The sequence below is a fragment of the Mesorhizobium sp. CAU 1732 genome (assembly GCF_039888675.1).
Taxonomy (GTDB): domain Bacteria; phylum Pseudomonadota; class Alphaproteobacteria; order Rhizobiales; family Rhizobiaceae; genus Aerobium.
Genome location: NZ_JBDQQR010000001.1, coordinates 215,310 through 231,960 on the forward strand (window position 1 = coordinate 215,310; position 16,651 = coordinate 231,960).

14 protein-coding genes are annotated in these 16,651 nt (G+C 62.6%); 10 read left to right on the top strand and 4 right to left on the bottom strand.

What is annotated here, in order from left to right; all coding sequences use genetic code 11:
- The first annotated feature begins 72 nt into the window (after positions 1–72).
- From znuA to zigA, 3 genes are all read left to right on the top strand, one after another.
- Positions 73–1,023 carry a zinc ABC transporter substrate-binding protein ZnuA gene (gene znuA / locus AAFN55_RS01185; protein ID WP_347800145.1) on the top strand — a complete coding sequence of 317 codons (951 nt, stop codon included), beginning with the start codon at positions 73–75 and terminating at the stop codon, positions 1,021–1,023.
- A 106-nt stretch (positions 1,024–1,129) separates the two neighbouring features.
- A complete protein-coding gene (gene aztD, locus AAFN55_RS01190; RefSeq protein ID WP_347797059.1) occupies positions 1,130–2,332 on the top strand; it encodes a zinc metallochaperone AztD in 1,203 nt (400 codons plus the stop codon).
- A 2-nt stretch (positions 2,333–2,334) separates the two neighbouring features.
- Positions 2,335–3,567: a zinc metallochaperone GTPase ZigA gene (zigA, locus tag AAFN55_RS01195; RefSeq protein ID WP_347797060.1), complete on the top strand. Its 1,233-nt coding sequence runs from the start codon at positions 2,335–2,337 to the stop codon at positions 3,565–3,567.
- A 151-nt stretch (positions 3,568–3,718) separates the two neighbouring features.
- On the opposite strand, the gene AAFN55_RS01200 is transcribed toward zigA, so the two are convergent.
- Positions 3,719–4,750, bottom strand: coding sequence for a histone deacetylase family protein (locus tag AAFN55_RS01200; RefSeq protein ID WP_347797061.1), 1,032 nt, complete (start codon positions 4,748–4,750; stop codon positions 3,719–3,721).
- 177 nt (positions 4,751–4,927) lie between these two features.
- Between AAFN55_RS01200 and AAFN55_RS01205 the strand changes: the two genes are divergently transcribed.
- From AAFN55_RS01205 to AAFN55_RS01225, 5 genes are all read left to right on the top strand, one after another.
- Positions 4,928–6,592, top strand: a complete 1,665-nt coding sequence (locus AAFN55_RS01205; protein ID WP_347797062.1) for an amidohydrolase — start codon at positions 4,928–4,930, stop codon at positions 6,590–6,592.
- Positions 6,593–6,726: 134 nt separating this feature from the next.
- Complete coding sequence (locus AAFN55_RS01210) at positions 6,727–7,821, top strand: ABC transporter ATP-binding protein (protein ID WP_347797063.1); 1,095 nt, start codon at positions 6,727–6,729, stop codon at positions 7,819–7,821.
- Between the two features lie 5 nt (positions 7,822–7,826).
- Positions 7,827–8,747 (top strand): ABC transporter permease, encoded by a 921-nt coding sequence (locus AAFN55_RS01215; RefSeq protein ID WP_347797064.1) that lies wholly within the window; start codon positions 7,827–7,829, stop codon positions 8,745–8,747.
- The gene (locus AAFN55_RS01220; protein WP_347797065.1) at positions 8,740–9,546 is read left to right on the top strand and encodes an ABC transporter permease; all 807 of its coding nucleotides are present in this window, start codon (positions 8,740–8,742) and stop codon (positions 9,544–9,546) included. The genes AAFN55_RS01215 and AAFN55_RS01220 overlap by 8 nt, the downstream gene beginning before the upstream one ends.
- Positions 9,547–9,571: 25 nt before the next feature.
- Positions 9,572–10,606: an extracellular solute-binding protein gene (locus AAFN55_RS01225; RefSeq protein WP_347797066.1), complete on the top strand. Its 1,035-nt coding sequence runs from the start codon at positions 9,572–9,574 to the stop codon at positions 10,604–10,606.
- Positions 10,607–10,677: 71 nt separating this feature from the next.
- Here the strand turns inward: AAFN55_RS01225 and AAFN55_RS01230 are convergent, their stop codons facing one another.
- Positions 10,678–10,875, bottom strand: a complete 198-nt coding sequence (locus tag AAFN55_RS01230; RefSeq protein ID WP_347797067.1) for a CsbD family protein — start codon at positions 10,873–10,875, stop codon at positions 10,678–10,680.
- 108 nt (positions 10,876–10,983) lie between these two features.
- On the opposite strand from AAFN55_RS01230, the gene AAFN55_RS01235 reads away from it, so the two are divergent.
- Both AAFN55_RS01235 and AAFN55_RS01240 read left to right on the top strand, forming a co-directional pair.
- Positions 10,984–11,967 (top strand): Ldh family oxidoreductase, encoded by a 984-nt coding sequence (locus AAFN55_RS01235; protein WP_347797068.1) that lies wholly within the window; start codon positions 10,984–10,986, stop codon positions 11,965–11,967.
- 155 nt (positions 11,968–12,122) lie between these two features.
- Positions 12,123–12,539, top strand: a complete 417-nt coding sequence (locus tag AAFN55_RS01240) for a DoxX family protein (RefSeq protein WP_347797069.1) — start codon at positions 12,123–12,125, stop codon at positions 12,537–12,539.
- 204 nt (positions 12,540–12,743) lie between these two features.
- Here the strand turns inward: AAFN55_RS01240 and AAFN55_RS01245 are convergent, their stop codons facing one another.
- Complete coding sequence (locus tag AAFN55_RS01245) at positions 12,744–14,207, bottom strand: calcium-binding protein (RefSeq protein WP_347797070.1); 1,464 nt, start codon at positions 14,205–14,207, stop codon at positions 12,744–12,746.
- Between the two features lie 539 nt (positions 14,208–14,746).
- On the bottom strand, positions 14,747–16,444 hold the full coding sequence (gene rpsA, locus AAFN55_RS01250; RefSeq protein WP_347797071.1) for a 30S ribosomal protein S1: 1,698 nt from the start codon (positions 16,442–16,444) through the stop codon (positions 14,747–14,749).
- Positions 16,445–16,651: the final 207 nt, after the last annotated feature.

The following is a 16,651-nucleotide window of genomic DNA, read 5'->3' on the forward strand; positions in this document are numbered from 1 at the left end:
GCCGCGTGCAATGTAATATCATTACATATCGAAGACCCGACCCAGACACGCGCGTCCCTTGAGGTTTCCATGATCCGCACATTCCGAAAACTGTTCCTCGCTTCGGCGGCAGCGACGCTCGCGCTCGTCGCGCCCTCCTACGCCTTCGATGGTGTCGTCGCGTCGATCAAGCCGGTCCACTCGCTTGTGTCCGCTGTGATGGACGGGGTGGGCGAGCCGACGCTGATCGTCCGCAGCACCGGCTCGGAGCATGCCTATTCGCTGCGGCCCTCGGATGCCCGGGCGATCGAGCAGGCGACGGTGATCTTCTGGGTCGGTCCGGGGATGGAGACGTTCCTGAACAATTCGATCGATACGCTCGGCGGAAATGCGACGGTCGTCGCGATGGAGGACACGCCGGGGCTGGAGAAACTCGCCTATCGCGAGGGCGGCCCGTTCGAAGCGCATTCGCATGGCGATGACGATCATGACCATGGACACGACCATGACCACGCGCATGGCGAATACGATTTGCATTTCTGGCTCGATCCGCTGAACGCGAAGGCGATGCTGTCGGAAATCGAGCGGACGTTGAGCGCAGCCGACCCCGACAATGCCGAGCGCTATCGCGAAAACGCCGCCGCCTATGCCGGGCAGTTGGACGCACTCGTCGCCGAGATCGAGGCGCAGATCGCCCGGGTGAAGGACCGCCCGTCGATCGTCTTCCACGACGCGTACCAGTATTTCGAGCAGCGTTTCGGCATCAATGTCGCCGGCTCGATCACGGTGAGCCCCGAGGTGCTGCCCGGCGCGCAACGCGTGGCCGACATCAAGGCAAAGGTGCAGGAACTCGGCGCGGCATGCGTCTTCTCCGAGCCGCAATTCGAGCCGCGGCTGGTGTCGGTAGTGACGGAGGGAACGACCGCAAGGACCGGCGTGCTCGACCCGCTCGGCGCAGACATCGAGGACGGCCCCGACCTCTACCCGCAACTGATGCGCAACATGGCGACATCGTTTGCAACCTGCCTCGCCGATCCGAGCTGACGGAGGGACGGTAGAAACCCTGCGTTCTTGAAATCTGAAGAGAGCGGGTCTGCCCCGCTCTTTTCGGGGGACTGCGTGTAACGTTATTACATTAAAGGAGAGAGAAATGAGATTTTCACGTGGATTGATGGCGTCCGTGGCGATGCTGACGGCGCTCGGTGCAGGGGGTGCCCATGCCGATGAAGCCGAGGCCTGGCGCCTGTTCGTGTCCGACCATGCGAAACCGGTCGTCACGGTCATCGACGCCATGTCCGGCAAGGCGCTCGATGCGATGGCGGTGAAGGGGCCGGCAACGCTCCACCGGACGTCGGGCGGCGAGACGGTCTTCGCGGTCCAGGGCGCGGCAGGCGTCGTCTCGGTCATATCCAGCGGCATCGCGTTCCACGATCACGGCGACCACGGCGACATCGACATCGAAGACGCCAAGCTGCTGGATTTCGGCTTCGAGGGGAACAAGCCGGCGCATTTCGTCGAGCAGCAGGGCCGCATCGCGCTGTTCTTCGACGGCGAGGATGCCGCGCGGCTGACGACCGAGAAGGCTGTTCTGGACGGTAAGCCGGACGTGGTTTCGGTGCCGGTCGGCGCGCCGCATCACGGCGTGGCGGTGCCCTACCGGGCGCATGCGGTCGTCACCGTTCCCAACCCGGAAGACGCGTCCAAGCGTCCGATCGGCGCACGTGTCGTCGGCCATGACGGGGCGCAGGTGGGCGCGGTCCATGACTGTCCCGGCCTGCACGGCTCGGCCGGCTCGGGCAATCTCTACGCGCTCGCCTGCGACACCGGCATTCTGGTGATCAAGAGCGGCAGCGACGCGCCGGAGATCGAACACCTCGCCTATTCGGACTCACTGCCGGAGGGCAGTTCCTCGACGCTTCTCGGCGGCAAGGGCCTGCAGTATTTCCTCGGCAATTACGGGCCGCAGGCGGTGGTGCTGATAGACCCGGACGATGCCGACGCATTCCGCCTGATCGAACTGCCGACGCGCCGCGTGCACTTCGCGGTCGATCCGATCCGCGCCAAGTTCGCCTATGTCTTCACCGAGGACGGCACGCTGCACCAGATCAACGTGCTGTCGGGCACGATCGGCAAGTCGATCAAGCTGACCGAACCCTATTCGATGGACGGCCACTGGAGCGATCCGCGCCCGCGCATCGCGGTGACGGGCGAGGAAATCGCGGTCACCGACCCGCTGAAGGGCGTGATCCATCTGGTCGACGCCGAAACCTTCGAAAAGAGCCGCGACATCGCCGTGGACGGCACGCCGTTCAACATCGTCGCGGTCGGCGGCTCCGGCGCGGTGCACGACTGACCATGGCTGCGACACGTCACATCGGTGAGGAGGGGTCGAGACCCCTCCTGCCAGTCACCGTGCTTTCGGGATTTCTCGGCGCGGGCAAGACGACCTTGCTCAATCATGTGCTCAACAATCGCGAAGGTCGCCGTGTCGCGGTCATCGTCAACGACATGAGCGAGGTCAACATCGACGCGTCGCTCGTCAGGGAGGGCGGTGCAAATCTTTCGCGCACGGACGAGCAACTGGTGGAGATGACGAATGGCTGCATCTGCTGCACCTTGCGGGACGACCTCCTGAAGGAAGTGCGCCGATTGGCTTCCGAGGGGCGGTTCGACTACCTGCTGATTGAATCCACGGGAATTTCCGAACCGTTGCCCGTCGCCTCGACCTTCGGATTTCGCGACGAAGCCGGCGAAAGCCTGTCGGACTTGGCTCGCCTGGACACGATGGTAACGGTCGTCGATGCCGCCAATCTTCTCAAGGACTACGCGTCATCTGATTTTCTTGCCGCAAGGGGCGAGACGGCGGGGGAAGGCGACGACAGAACCCTTGTCGATCTTCTGGTCGAGCAGATCGAATTCTCCGACGTCATCGTCCTGAACAAGGCATCGAGCGCCCGGCCGGATCAGATGGATGCCGCGCGCAGCATCGTCCGTGCGCTCAATGCGGAGGCTGCTCTCGTCGAGTGCGACTTTGGCGCGGTGCCGCTGGAAAGCGTGCTCGATACGGGCCGCTTCGACTTCGATCGGGCGAGCGAGCATCCGCTGTGGTTCAAGGAACTCAACGGCTTCGCGAGTCATGTGCCGGAGACCGAGGAATACGGCATCCGCAGCTTCGTCTATCGTCAGCGCCGCCCCATTCATCCCGAGCGTCTGAACCGGTTCATCCACAAGGATTGGCCCGGCATCATTCGAGCGAAGGGATTCTTCTGGCTGGCGACGCGGCCGATGTATGTAGGCGAGATCAGCCAGGCCGGAGCCATGGTGCGTACCGGTCGGCGGGGTTACTGGTGGTCTGCCGTTCCGCGCCAGAAATGGCCGGACGACGAGGCCTGGCGTACGAGCATGGCGTCATATCTCGATCCGGTTTGGGGCGACCGCCGGCAGGAGATCGTCTTCATCGGCGCGGCCGGCCTCGACGAGGCGAGAATACGCGCGGAACTCGATGCTTGCCTGGTCGACGAGGACGGGTTCCAGCCCGGGCGCTGGCGCGACCTGCCCGATCCGTTTCCGCGTTGGGATCGCCAGTGATGTTCGATCTGCGATGGATGAAGCCGCGCAGCATGGGCACGGCAAAGGTCGGGCCGGCCGTCGCCGACGTGCCGGAGTCCGCCGTGGGCTGTTCCCTGTGCGCGGCGGGCGTGTCCCACCTGGCTGACAGCCATGCGGACGAGGCTGCCGCTCACCTCCCCTCGAAGCCGGTCAGCACGCCGACGGCGTTGATGCCGATTTCGTCGACCGCATATCCGCCTTCCATCACGAACAGCGTCGGAAGCCCGAGTTCCGCGATGCGGCGGCCAATTTCGGGATAGTCGTCGCTCTTGAGCTTGAACTGGCTGATCGGATCGCGTTCGAACGTATCGACGCCGAGCGAGACGATCAGCACGTCGGGACGGTAGTCGGCGACGAGGTCGCAGCCTGCATCGAGCGCTGCTTTCCACTGCGCGAAATCGGTGCCCCACGGCATCGGGAAATTGTGGTTGAATCCCTCGCCCTCGCTGGCGCCCTTTTCGTCGGCATGGCCGAGGAAGTAAGGGTATTCCTGCATCGGGTCGCCGTGCAGGTTGACCACCTGCACGTCGCTGCGTTCATAGAACATCTGCTGCGTGCCGTTGCCGTGGTGGTAGTCGACGTCGAGGATCGACACGCGTGTCGCGCCGGTGTCGAGGAATCGTTGCGCTGCGACCGCGGCATTGTTGATGAAGCAGTATCCGCCCATGAAGTTGGAGCCGGCATGGTGGCCGGGCGGGCGGCAGAGCGCAAAAGCCGCACGCTCGCCGGCCTTGACGAGGGCTGCCGCCGTCAGCGCCGTGTCGTGCGAGGATTTGATCGCGTCCCACGTGCCCTTCACGAAGGTCGCGCCTGCGTCGAAGGAGTAGAAGCCGAGCTTCGCTTCGATCGCCGCCGGCGGAACGTCGCCGCGCAGACCGCGAACCGGCCAGGTGTAGGGCATGGCGGTGCCCGACCGGCCGGACTTCTCCCATTCCGGATAGACGGTCGGCAGGAAATCGATGAAGGCCGGATCGTGGACCTTTTTCGCGGTCGAGAGATCGTGGGCGTCGGGTTCGCTGACGGGGCCGAGATCGACCGCATCGATGCGCTTGCGGATGATTTCGGCCCGCGACGGTTTCTCGAAGGCAGGCAGGATCTCTCCCGCCATCAGTTCGAGATTGCCGGAATGGCCGGCATGGCGCGGCGAAAACACTGTCTTCATCATCGATTCCCATGATTTATGCGAAGGGCGCGCAAACGTAGACAGGCCCCTGCCCGTGAGGCAAGGCTGGGCCAGTGGAATGGCGGCGCTGGCTCACCCGGTTGCGCCAGTCTGGCCTGTCGCAGGGCTGACATTCGCTTGTAGCCTCCCGCAACCGAAGCCGATCCCGGAGACATCATGCCGCAAGCTGCCGATCTCGTCGTCACCAACGCCCGCATCCTGACCATGGACGACGACAATCCGCACGCGGAAGCGATCGCGCTGAAGGACGGCAGGATCGCCGCACTCGGGCTTGCATCCGAAATCGAAGCCTGGATCGGTCCACAGACGCAAATCATCGACGCCAAGGGCGGCTCGGTTCTTCCCGGCTTCATCGAGAGCCACCTCCACCTCTTCATGGGCGCGGCGGAACTGGTTCATCTCCAGCTCTTCGGCGTGAAGGGCTTCGATGCGCTGAAAGAGAAAGTAACAGCCTATGCCGCTGCGCGCCCGGACGACAGGGTGCTGTTCGGGCAGGGCTGCGACTACACGATCATGGATGGTCGCAGCCCGACGCGTCACGATCTCGACCGCATCGTCTCGGATCGTCCGCTGGCGCTCGTCGCGCCCGACCATCACACGATGTGGGCCAACACACGCGCGCTCGAACTGGCGGGCATCCTGCACGGCAAGACGGTCAATCCCGGCAACGAGGTCGTGATGGGCGATGACGGGCTTGCCACGGGCGAGTTGCGCGAGGGCGAGGCGATGACGCCTGTCTCGCATCTGGCGGGTCCCAGCCGCGTGCGTCTCGGCATCCAGACCGGCGGCGAGCCGCCCGAGCGGCCGAGCCCGGCGGAATGGGAAGCCGACAAGGAGATCATGCGGCGCGGCCTCGCCTATGCCGCGAGCCACGGCATCACCTCGTTCCACAACATGGACGGCAATCTCTACCAGCTCGAAATTCTCTCCGAGATCGAGAAGGAGGGCGGCCTTCTCTGCCGCGCGCAGGTGCCGTTCCACTACAAGGCGCCGATGACGCTCGCCCATCTGGAAAAGGCCTCCGCCATGGCGGAGCGCTACGCCGGCGACTGGATCAAGTCCGGCATGGTCAAGGTCTTCATGGATGGCGTGCTGGATTCCGGCACCGCCTACATGGTCGAACCCTATGGCGACGATCCCGACTGGCGCGGCGAGCCGTATTTTTCCAGCGAGGAGTTCGCCGAGCTTGCAACCGAGATCGACGCGCGCGGTCTCCAGATCGCCGTCCACGCCATCGGCGACGGCGCAGTCCGATCGGTGCTCGACGGCTACCAGGAGGCGGCCAGGATCAATGGCGCGCGCGACAGCCGCCATCGCATCGAGCATATCGAGGTGACGACGGATGCCGACATGCCGCGCTTCGCGCAGCTCGGCGTCATCGCATCCATGCAGCCGCCCCATCCGCCGGGATCGATGGGATTGCCGATGGAGCCGACCGTGTCGAAGATCGGCCGCGATCGCTGGCGGCTTGCCTATGCGTGGCGCACGATCAAGGAAACCGGCGCGCATGTCGTCTTCGCGTCCGACTGGCCGGTCTCGCCGGTTGACCCGATCGCAGGCATCCAGGCGGCGGTCGTGCGCAAACCTTGGGCAGACGATCTGCCGGACCAGAGCTTTTCCCTGCACGAGGCGATCGCGGGCTACACGGTCGAAGGCGCGTATGCGGAATTCGCCGAGGACCGCAAGGGCGCGCTGAAACCGGGCTATCTGGCCGACCTCGTCGTGCTTTCGGGCGATGTGGAGGCGGCAGCACTCCAAAAGCTCCACGAGGTTCGGCCGCTCTGGACCATCTGCGGCGGTCGGATAACCTATCAGGCGTGATCCTGGCATGACGATTGCACGGCGAGGGAAAGTTGAATCGTCATTCAGCGGCGCGGTTGCCAAGTGCTGCGCCCTGTGGTGACATCGCATGAAAAGCCGCCAATGAGACGGCATAACGGGACCGAGGGGTGAGCGTGCCGGAAACACTGGAGACAAGCGCAATCCAGGTTCGCGGCGTCAGCAAGGTCTTCGGATCTGGCGACGATCAGGTCAAAGCCCTCGACGCCGTGTCGGTCGATATCAGGCAGAACGAGTTCTTCACGCTTTTGGGACCGTCCGGTTGCGGCAAGACGACCCTTCTGCGGCTGATCGCGGGTTTCGACTTCCCCACCGACGGCGAAATCCTGCTTTACGGTCAGGATATCGCGGTTCTCCCGCCCTACAAGCGTCCGGTCAACACGGTCTTTCAGTCCTACGCGCTGTTCCCGCACATGACGGTCGGCGAAAACATCGCCTTCGGCCTCCAGATGCTCAAGCGCCCGAGCGCCGAGATCGAGGCGCGTGTCGCGGCCATGCTCAAGCTGGTCAAGATGGAGGCGCTGAAGAACCGCAAGACGAGCCAGATTTCCGGCGGTCAGCAGCAGCGCGTCGCGCTCGCCCGCGCGCTGGCGCCGCAGCCAAAGGTCCTGCTGCTCGACGAGCCTTTGTCAGCGCTGGACTACAAGCTGCGCAAGGAGATGCAGATCGAGCTGAAGCGCCTTCAGTCGGAGACCGGCATCACCTTCATCTTCGTCACCCATGACCAGGAAGAAGCGCTGACCATGTCGGACCGCATCGCGGTCATGTCGGCCGGGCGCATCCTTCAGGTGGGTTCGCCATGGGACGTCTACGACAAGCCGGCCGAGCGTTTCGTGGCCGACTTCATCGGCGAGACGAATTTTCTGACGGCGACGGTCGAGGCCGTAGCGGGCGGAACCGCGACCGTCCGGCTTCCATCCGGCGCGTCGATTCCGGCGACGGTGGCCGAGGGCATCGTCCCGACGGGCGACGTCACAATCGTCGTGCGTCCCGAACACGCCCGCGCGGTCAAGGAGAACGGCCACCTCGCGGGCACGGTCGAGACGATCGTCTATTTCGGTACCGACACCAACATTCACGTGCGCCTCGATGACGGCGGGCTCTTCACACTGCGCCAGCAGAACACGCGCAGCGCATCCTGCGGGTTTGAGGCCGGCGACCGGGCGAGCATCGTCATCTCCGACGATGCAGCCCAGGTTCTGAAGGACTGAGCGGGATGTCGGCAGCCGGGGAGATTGCGGAACGGGCGGAAAAGCAGGATGTGCGGACCCGCTGGCTGCTCACCGCCCCGGCGCTCGCCTTCATAGCCGTCGCCTCGATCGGCCCGATGCTGATCGTCATCGTCTATTCCTTCCTCGCGCCGGGCTCCTATGGCGACGTGCGCTGGGAATTCTCGACCGATGCGTGGGTCGGCGTCTTCCTGCAACGCGACATCTTCGACGACACCCTGTCGATCGCCGATGCGCATCTGTCGATCTTCCTGCGCTCCGTACGGCTGTCGCTGATGACGACGCTGGCGGCCCTGCTGGTCGGCTTCCCAACCGCCTATTTCATCGCCACGCGGCCGCAGCGCACGCGCGCGCTCTGGCTGTTCCTGATCACCATCCCGTTCTGGACGAATCTCCTCATCCGCACCTTCGCCGTGCAGGAGGTCATCCGCAACGAGGGGCTGCTCAACACGGTCCTTATCAAGATCGGCCTGATTTCGACGCCGATCCAGATCATGTACACCGACACGGCGATCATGATCGGCATGGTCTATGTCTACCTGCCCCTGATGGTGCTGCCGCTCTACGCCTCGATGGAAAAGCTCGACTTCCGGCTGCTCGAAGCGGGCTACGATCTCTACGCGACCAAGCTTCAGGTGCTGTGGCGCATCATCATCCCGCTGGTGAAGCCGGGCGTCATCGCCGGCTCGATCCTCGTCTTCATTCCGTCGCTCGGCGCCTATGTGACGCCGCGCGTGCTGGGCGGCGGGCGGCAGCTCATGCTGGGCAATCTGATCGAACTTCAGTTCGGGCAGGGCCGGAACTGGCCGCTGGGTGCTGCGCTCTCGCTGCTCCTGCTGATCATCGTGATGGCCGCGCTTCTCATCTATGTCCGCAAGGCTGCGGGCGCGGGCGGGCGGCATGGCTAGACCTCGCAGCTTCTCCATCGAGCGCATGCCGGGTTTTGCGACGATCGCGCTGTTCTGCTTCGCTTTGCTCTACATCCCGATCTTCACGCTGGTGGTCTACGCGTTCAATTCGGGTCGCTCGGTGGCGATCTGGGAAGGGTTCTCGCTGCGCTGGTTCGAGGCTGCATGGAACAACCAGCAGGTGATCGACGCTTCGATCCGGTCCTTCCAGATCGCGGCCGTCGCGGCCGTGCTGGCGACGATCTGCGCGACGATGGCGGCGATCGCCACCACCCGGACCCGGCCCTATCGCGGGCTGACGCTGAAATACGCAGCCATCAACCAGCCCCTTATGGTGCCGGAGATCGTCACGGCGGTAGCGCTGCTGATCCTGTTCTCGCGTATCAAGGTCATGACCGGCTATTCCGGCCTCGGCTACTTGATCGTCGCGCACACGGCGTTCTGCATCCCGTTCGCCTATCTGCCGATCCGGGCGCGTCTCGAAGGCATGGACCTCTCGCTCGAGACCGCGGCCGCCGACCTCTACGCGACGCCCTGGATGGCGTTTCGGCGTGTCACGCTGCCGTTGCTGTGGCCCGGCATCATCGCCGGGTTCATGCTCGCCTTCGTCATCTCGCTCGATGATGTGGTGATCACCGAGTTTGTCAAATCGGCGGGACAGGATACGCTGCCGACCTACATGCTCGGACAACTCCGGCGCGTCGTGACGCCGGAAATGAACGCGATTTCGACGGTGTTCCTGGCCATCTCGGTCGCCATCGTGACGCTGTTCTTCTTCATGAGCCGCCGACGCGAATGACGGCTCCAACAATGGGAGTATTGTGATGAGACTTGGAAAGACAATCGCCGCGCTCGGTGCCGCGCTTCTTGCCTCGACGACGTTCGCGAGTGCCGCCGGCGAGCTCAACATCTTCAACTGGGGCAACTACACGAACCCCGAACTGATCAAGAAGTTCGAGACCGAATTCGACGTCAAGGTGACCGTCACCGATTACGATTCCAACGACACCGCGCTCGCCAAGGTCCGTCAGGGCGGACATGGCTTCGACATCGTTGTGCCGTCGGCGAGCGTCATCCCGATCTGGATCAGGGAAGGCCTGCTTCTCGAGGCACGTCCGGACGAGATGGAAAACTTCAAGAACATGGCCGAACGCTGGGTCGACGTGCCGTTCGATCCGGGTCGTCACTACACCGTGCCGTGGCAGTGGGGCACGACCGGCGTTTCCGTCAACACGGCGGAATACAAGGGCGACATCAACACCGCCGCCATCTTCCTCGATCCGCCGCCGGAACTGGTCGGCAAGATCAACGTCGTGCCCGAGATGATCGACGTCATGCACATGGCGATCACCTATGCCGGCGGCGAGCCGTGCACGGGCGACCTGGAGGTGCTGAAGAAGGTTCGCGACAAGTTCGCCGAAGCCAAGCCCAAATGGATTTCGATGAACTACGGCAACATCGAGCAGATGGCCCGCAAGGACTTTCTCGCCACCGTGAACTGGAACGGCGCGTCGCTGCGCATGCGCGAGCAGGACCCGAACATCCACTATGGCTACCCGAAGGACGGCTATCCGGTCTGGATGGACAATGTCGCGATCCTTGCCGACGCCAAGAACGTCGACAACGCCAAGCTGTTCATGAACTTCATCATGCTGCCGGAAAACGCGGCGCTGATTTCCGAGTTCGCGAAATATGCGAACGGCATCGCCGGCTCGGAAGAGTTTATGTCGGAGGAACTCTCCTCCGCGCCCGAGATCATCGTGCCGGAAGAGTTTGCGGCGGCCGGAAAGTTCACGGAGACATGCGCTCCGGAAGTCATGGAACTCTACACGCGCATCTGGACCGAGATCCAGAAATAGGCTCGGACTGCCGTCCCTGAACGAGAAAAGCCCCGCTCAAACGGGGCTTTTCATCTGACCAGAGCGCGGGATCAGTGACGCGCGAGCCAGTCATCGATGTCTTTCTCGGCGGCGTCCTCGGCATGGCCGTAGCGCTCCTGAAGCCTGCCGGCGAGCTGCTTGCGGTTGCCCTTGATGACGTCGAGATCGTCATTGGTGAGCTTACCCCACTGGGACTGCACCTTGCCCTTGAACTGCTCCCAATTTCCTTCGATCTGATTCCAGTTCATGATTGAATTCCCTTCGTTTCATTCATCGGAGCGGCAGCGCCGCCTGATGGGTGGAAAACGCAACAGGGTGGGTCAGGTTCCGGAATTTCGTAACAGGAAAGGGCAGTCGTGCCGAGATTGACCAATACTGAAGCGCTGACCCTGTGCCGGGACGCCTGTGTCCGGGCAGGGGCAAGCGCGGCTGCTGCCACGTCCCTGTCGCGGGCGATCGTCGATGCGGAATGCGCCGGCCAGCCGAATGTAGGCTTCGCACATCTGGTCGATCATCTCGACGCCTTGCGGGCGGGACGCATCACGGGGGATGCGGTCGCGCAGATCACCCGCCCGGCGCCGGCGATGATCCGCAGCGATGCCGGCGGCGGGGTCGCGCAACTCGGTTTCGACATCGCATTCGACGACCTGGTCGCCACCGCGAAAACCTTCGGCCTCGCCCTCTTCGCGCAATCCAATGCCTACACCTGCGGCGCGCTTGGCTGGTTCGCGGGACGGCTGGCCGATCGCGACCTCGTTGCCCTCGCCGCGACGAACGGCCCGGCGCTCATGGCGGGCTCGGGCGGCACCGGGCGGGTCTACTGTACCAACCCCCTCGCCTTCGCCGCGCCGTGCGCCGACGGCCCGCCATTGCTGATCGATCAGGCGTCGAGCGAAACCGCGTTCATCAACATCCGGGAGGCGGCGAGAGAGGGACGTCCGATCCCGCCCGGCTGGGCGCTCGACGTGGACGGAAATCCGACGACCGACGCCTCGGCGGCGGTGAAAGGCGCACTCCTGGCCTTCGGCGGCGCGCGCGGCGCCAACATCGCGCTGATGGTGGAAGTGATGTCCGCCGGTCTCACCGGCGCGAACTGGTCGCTCGATGCGCCGTCCTTCGTGTCCGGCTCGCAGAGCCCCGGAAGCGGGCTTCTCATCATCGCGATCGCACCCGCACTGCTTGAGCCCGGTTTCGGCGAGCGTCTGGCAACCCAGCTTCGGCGGCTTCAGGCCGAATTCGGCGTTCATGTCCCTGGCGCGGCGAAGGGCGAGGCCCGTGCGAACGCCGCACGCGACGGCATCCATGTCGAGCAGGCGGTCCTCGACCGGCTTCGGATGTGATCCGCGCGACGCGTGGGATGAACTCCGCTTCAAACCTTGTTTACTTGACGAGCGCTGTCGGGAATCGGTCATGGTGCGCTGCATCATAACCAGCAAGGAGCCTTCTCTTGGCGCATATCGCATCTTCTTCCGAACGGGACCGATCCCGCACCCTCATGATTCCCGCTCTCGGAAAGGTGTATGTTTCGCTGCACGACCTCTCCGAGACGATCCTCCGCGTGACCGCCGGCCTCGCGCTGGTCATCCATGGCGCGGGCAAGATCGGCAGTCCGCTTGCCAATGTGGAGATGGTCGAAGGGCTCGGCTTCTACCCCGGCGCGCTCTGGTCGCCGTTGCTTGCGTTTACCGAGTTTTTCGGCGGCATCCTGATCGCGCTCGGCCTGCTGACGCGCCCGGCCGCGTTCGCCGGCCTGTTCGTGCTCCTCGTCACCGTGTGGTTCCACTGGATCACGCTCGACGAGGGCTATATGGGCGCGGAGAAATCGATCCTGTGGGCCGCGATCTTCCTGTTCTTCGCGGTTCGCGGCGGCAACCGGCATTCGGTGGATGCGAAGCTCGGACGGGAATTCTAAAGCGCAGACCAGCGCCTGCGTTGTGATCTTAACAGCTTCGATCCTGTTCAGCCGGACGGCTGTGGCCCGTGTCGGCCATTAGGGGGGCCAGGCGCATATGAGAACGGCTTGCGCCGAGCATCCGACCCTTCGGTTCCGCAGCGAGCGCCCTGACGGGCGCTACCATGGCCTGCTCGGTGAAGCAGGCCATGGAGTTCAAGCAGCTCAGATGACGTAAAAGTCTGAATGAGTGAGCGCGAGGCCTGCTGTTACCGTTGCGAAGTGTATCGCGGATGCCCCCCCGGCGCCGTCGGCGTCATAGCTGATGTGCCCGGTGGTCTGGTTGTAGATGATGCGGTCATTCGCATCTGCCGCTGCGGTTCCCACGTGGAAGGCACTCGCAGCCAGCGCACCTACCGTCGTCAATGCCGTGAAGATGGCATTGTCCAGTTGTATTTTATCTTCGGAAGAGGTGAACCCGGAAATGGTATCCACGTTGGTTGCGGCGTTCAGTGCTGTGTTGAACACAAACCTGTCCGCCCCTGCTCCTCCTCCCAGCCAGTCGTTTCCAAGTCCTCCAACCAGCCAATCGTCGCCGTTGCCGCCGGATAGGGTGTCGTTGCCACCCCCGCCGGAAAGGTAGTCGTTGCCATCCAGACCCAGCAGGGTGTTTCTTGCGCTGTTTCCAACCAGCGTATTGTCGAGCGAGTTGCCCGTTCCATTCAACAGGCTTGTGCCCTGGAGCTCCAGGCGCTCCACATTCGTACTCAGCGTCCAGTTGATAGAGGACCGGACGGTGTCGGTTCCTTGCCCCGCTATCTCCACCGTCCGATCGCCCTCTGACGCCACGATGTAGATATCGTTGCCTTCCCCGCCGGCCATGTAGTCGGCGCCTGCACCGCCATTCAATATGTTACTGCCGGCGTTGCCGACCAGCGTGTTGTTCAGCTCGTTTCCGGTGCCGTTGAGATTGGCGGAGCCCTGCAATTCGAGCCGTTCAATGTTGGCGTCCAGTACCCAGTCAACGTAACTGCGGACAGTGTCGATTCCCTCGCCAGGCAACTCGACGGTCTGGTCCCCGGCTGAGCTAACGATGTAGATGTCGTTGCCTGCACCGCCATACATGATGTCGTTACCCGCCGCGCCATTGAGGATGTCGTTTCCTGCATATCCCCTCAGCGTGTCTGAACCGGCGCCCCCGGTCAGTGTGTCGTTCCATTCGAAGGCGATCTCCGGCAGGTTCGGCGTCGCGTCGGTGTTGAGATTGGCGTACGCGCCGCTGCCCCCCGAATTGAGGCCCAATAGCAGACTCAGCAAATTACCCACGAAATTCAGCAGCGGAATATCGCCGGACATTCCGAAGTCGACTTGACGATCAGCGCCGCTATAGCTTGCGAGAAGCTGACCACCGGACTCGACGGTAATCGAGTTGTAGCTGCCTGCGGCGGCAATGGTACCGACGAGCACGAGACGATTTGCCTCGAGAGTCCAAAGCCCGCTGTACGAATAGGTCAGATCTCCGACATCGAAGACCAGTGTCGTGTATGTCTCCGTATATTCTCCGATAAGCGGGCTGCCCTCGGTGCCGATCAGGCCTTCGAAGCGAACGTTCGATGCACTGTTGAGGTTGTCGACAAACAACGACTCTTGATTGAAGCTTGTCGCGCTGGGACTGTTATAGACTGCCAAAGTCGCCTCCTCTGTGTTGGCTTGATATTACCGCCCCGCAGAAAAGGTGGCGCCTCAGACATTAAGAAAATGTTAAAGGATAAATTAGCGGAAGCTCATTTCCTTAAGATTTTCTTTCTTCGAAGAGGTTCCCGTAACTAGAAAACAAAATCTATTGAATTTTGTCTGAAAAAACTTCAGCACATAAGAAGTGCAACATCAATTAAGGCGCATATATGTATGCGAAATGGGCCTTTGCCGGGCTTAGAGATATTATTTTATATTTCCTGATCGGGAATTTAGTATAGTAATCATATATTTTATTATTGCAAAAGGCCTCTGTCTTTAATCGGGACCTTCCAGCATCACAATTAGAAACATCGAAGTTTACATGGCGCCACTCAAGTCCCGGCGTCGGTTAAGTGAATAGATTTCAGCTTGTGGCCGGCGGCACTTCTCAAGTGGAGCCGGTTGATCAACAGGGATGGTTTTCTGAAGAGACAAAAAAAGCCCCGCCGGATCGCTCCGGCGGGGCTTTTCAATTGGTATCTACTGATCGATCAGTCCTTGGTGGTCTGCTTCTTGAGCGCGGCACCCAGGATGTCGCCGAGCGACGCGCCGGAGTCAGTCGAACCGTACTGTGCGACGGCTTCCTTCTCTTCGGCGATTTCCAGCGCCTTGATCGAGACCTGCAGCCTGCGGGTCTTCTTGTCGAAGGCGATGACGCGGGCGTCAACCTTCTGGCCGACCGAGAAGCGCTCGGGGCGCTGCTCGTCGCGATCGCGCGACAGGTCCGAACGCTTGATGAAGCTTTCGATATCGTGGTCGACGAGCTTCACTTCCAGGCCGCCGTCCTTGACGTCGGTCACTTCGCACGTGACGATCGCACCCTTGCGCAGCTCACCCGAAGAGGCGGCTTCGCCGAGCGAATCCTTGCCGAGCTGCTTGATGCCCAGCGAGATGCGCTCCTTCTCGATGTCGACGTCGAGCACCTGCGCGGAAACCATGTCGCCGCGGTTGTACTCTTCGATGACCTGCTCGCCCGGACGGTTCCAGTCGAGGTCGGAGAGGTGGACCATGCCGTCCACGTCGCCGTCGAGGCCGATGAACAGGCCGAATTCGGTCTTGTTCTTGACTTCGCCTTCGACAACCGAGCCGGACGGGAAGTTGCGTGCGAACGCTTCCCATGGGTTCTCGAGGGTCTGCTTGAGGCCCAGCGAGATGCGGCGCTTCTGAGGATCGACCTCGAGCACGACCACATCGACTTCCTGCGTCGTCGACAGGATCTTGCCGGGATGGACGTTCTTCTTGGTCCACGACATTTCGGACACGTGGATGAGGCCTTCGATGCCCGGCTCCAGCTCGACGAACGCACCGTAGTCGGTGATGTTCGTGACGGTTCCGGTGATCTTCTTGCCGATCGGGAACTTCGTGCCGATGTCCTGCCACGGATCGCTCTCGAGCTGCTTCATGCCGAGCGAGATGCGGTGGGTTTCCTGGTTGATGCGGATGATCTGCACCTTGACCGTCTGACCGATGTTGAGGATTTCGGTCGGATGGTTGACGCGGCGCCATGCCATGTCGGTGACGTGCAGCAGGCCGTCGATGCCGCCGAGGTCGACGAACGCACCGTAATCGGTGATGTTCTTGACCACGCCTTCGACCACCTGGCCCTCTTCGAGGTTCTGGACGATCTCCGAGCGCTGCTCTGCACGGCTCTCTTCGAGAACGGTGCGGCGCGACACGACGATGTTGCCGCGACGGCGATCCATCTTGAGGATCTCGAAGGGCTGCGGGTTGTGCATCAGCGGAGTGACGTCGCGGATCGGGCGAATGTCGACCTGGCTGCGCGGCAGGAAGGCAACGGCACCATCCAGATCGACGGTGAAGCCGCCCTTGACCTGGTTGAAGATGACGCCTTCGACGCGCTCGCCTGCGTTGAACTTCTCCTCGAGCCGGACCCAGCTCTCTTCGCGGCGGGCCTTCTCACGCGAAAGCATCGCCTCGCCAAGCGCGTTTTCGATGCGCTCGACATAAATCTCGACTTCGTCGCCGGCCTTGAGTTCCTTGGCCTGTACGCCGAACTCCTTGAGCGGGACGCGACCTTCGACCTTCAGGCCGACGTCGATAATGGCCATATCCTTTTCAATGGCCGTGATGAGACCCTTGACGACCGAACCTTCAGTGGAATGGCTCTCGGAGAACGACTCGTCGAGAAGGCTGGCGAAATCGTCGCGGGTTGGATTTGCGTTAGACATATGTGCTCCTGGGTGCCCTGGGCCATCTCGGCCTTGGGCGGCGCCGTGGTTTGCGTTGCAAAAGCCTGCCGTGCATCGCGGTCCCCTTTGGGATCGCTGCCGCTGCCGCGGCGTATTCCGGCGCATGAAGATGCGGGCAGGCCGGTTTCGTCAGAATGCGAAATATGCGCCGCAGCCGCCCACCCCTTGGGGCAAGCCGGTGCGCCG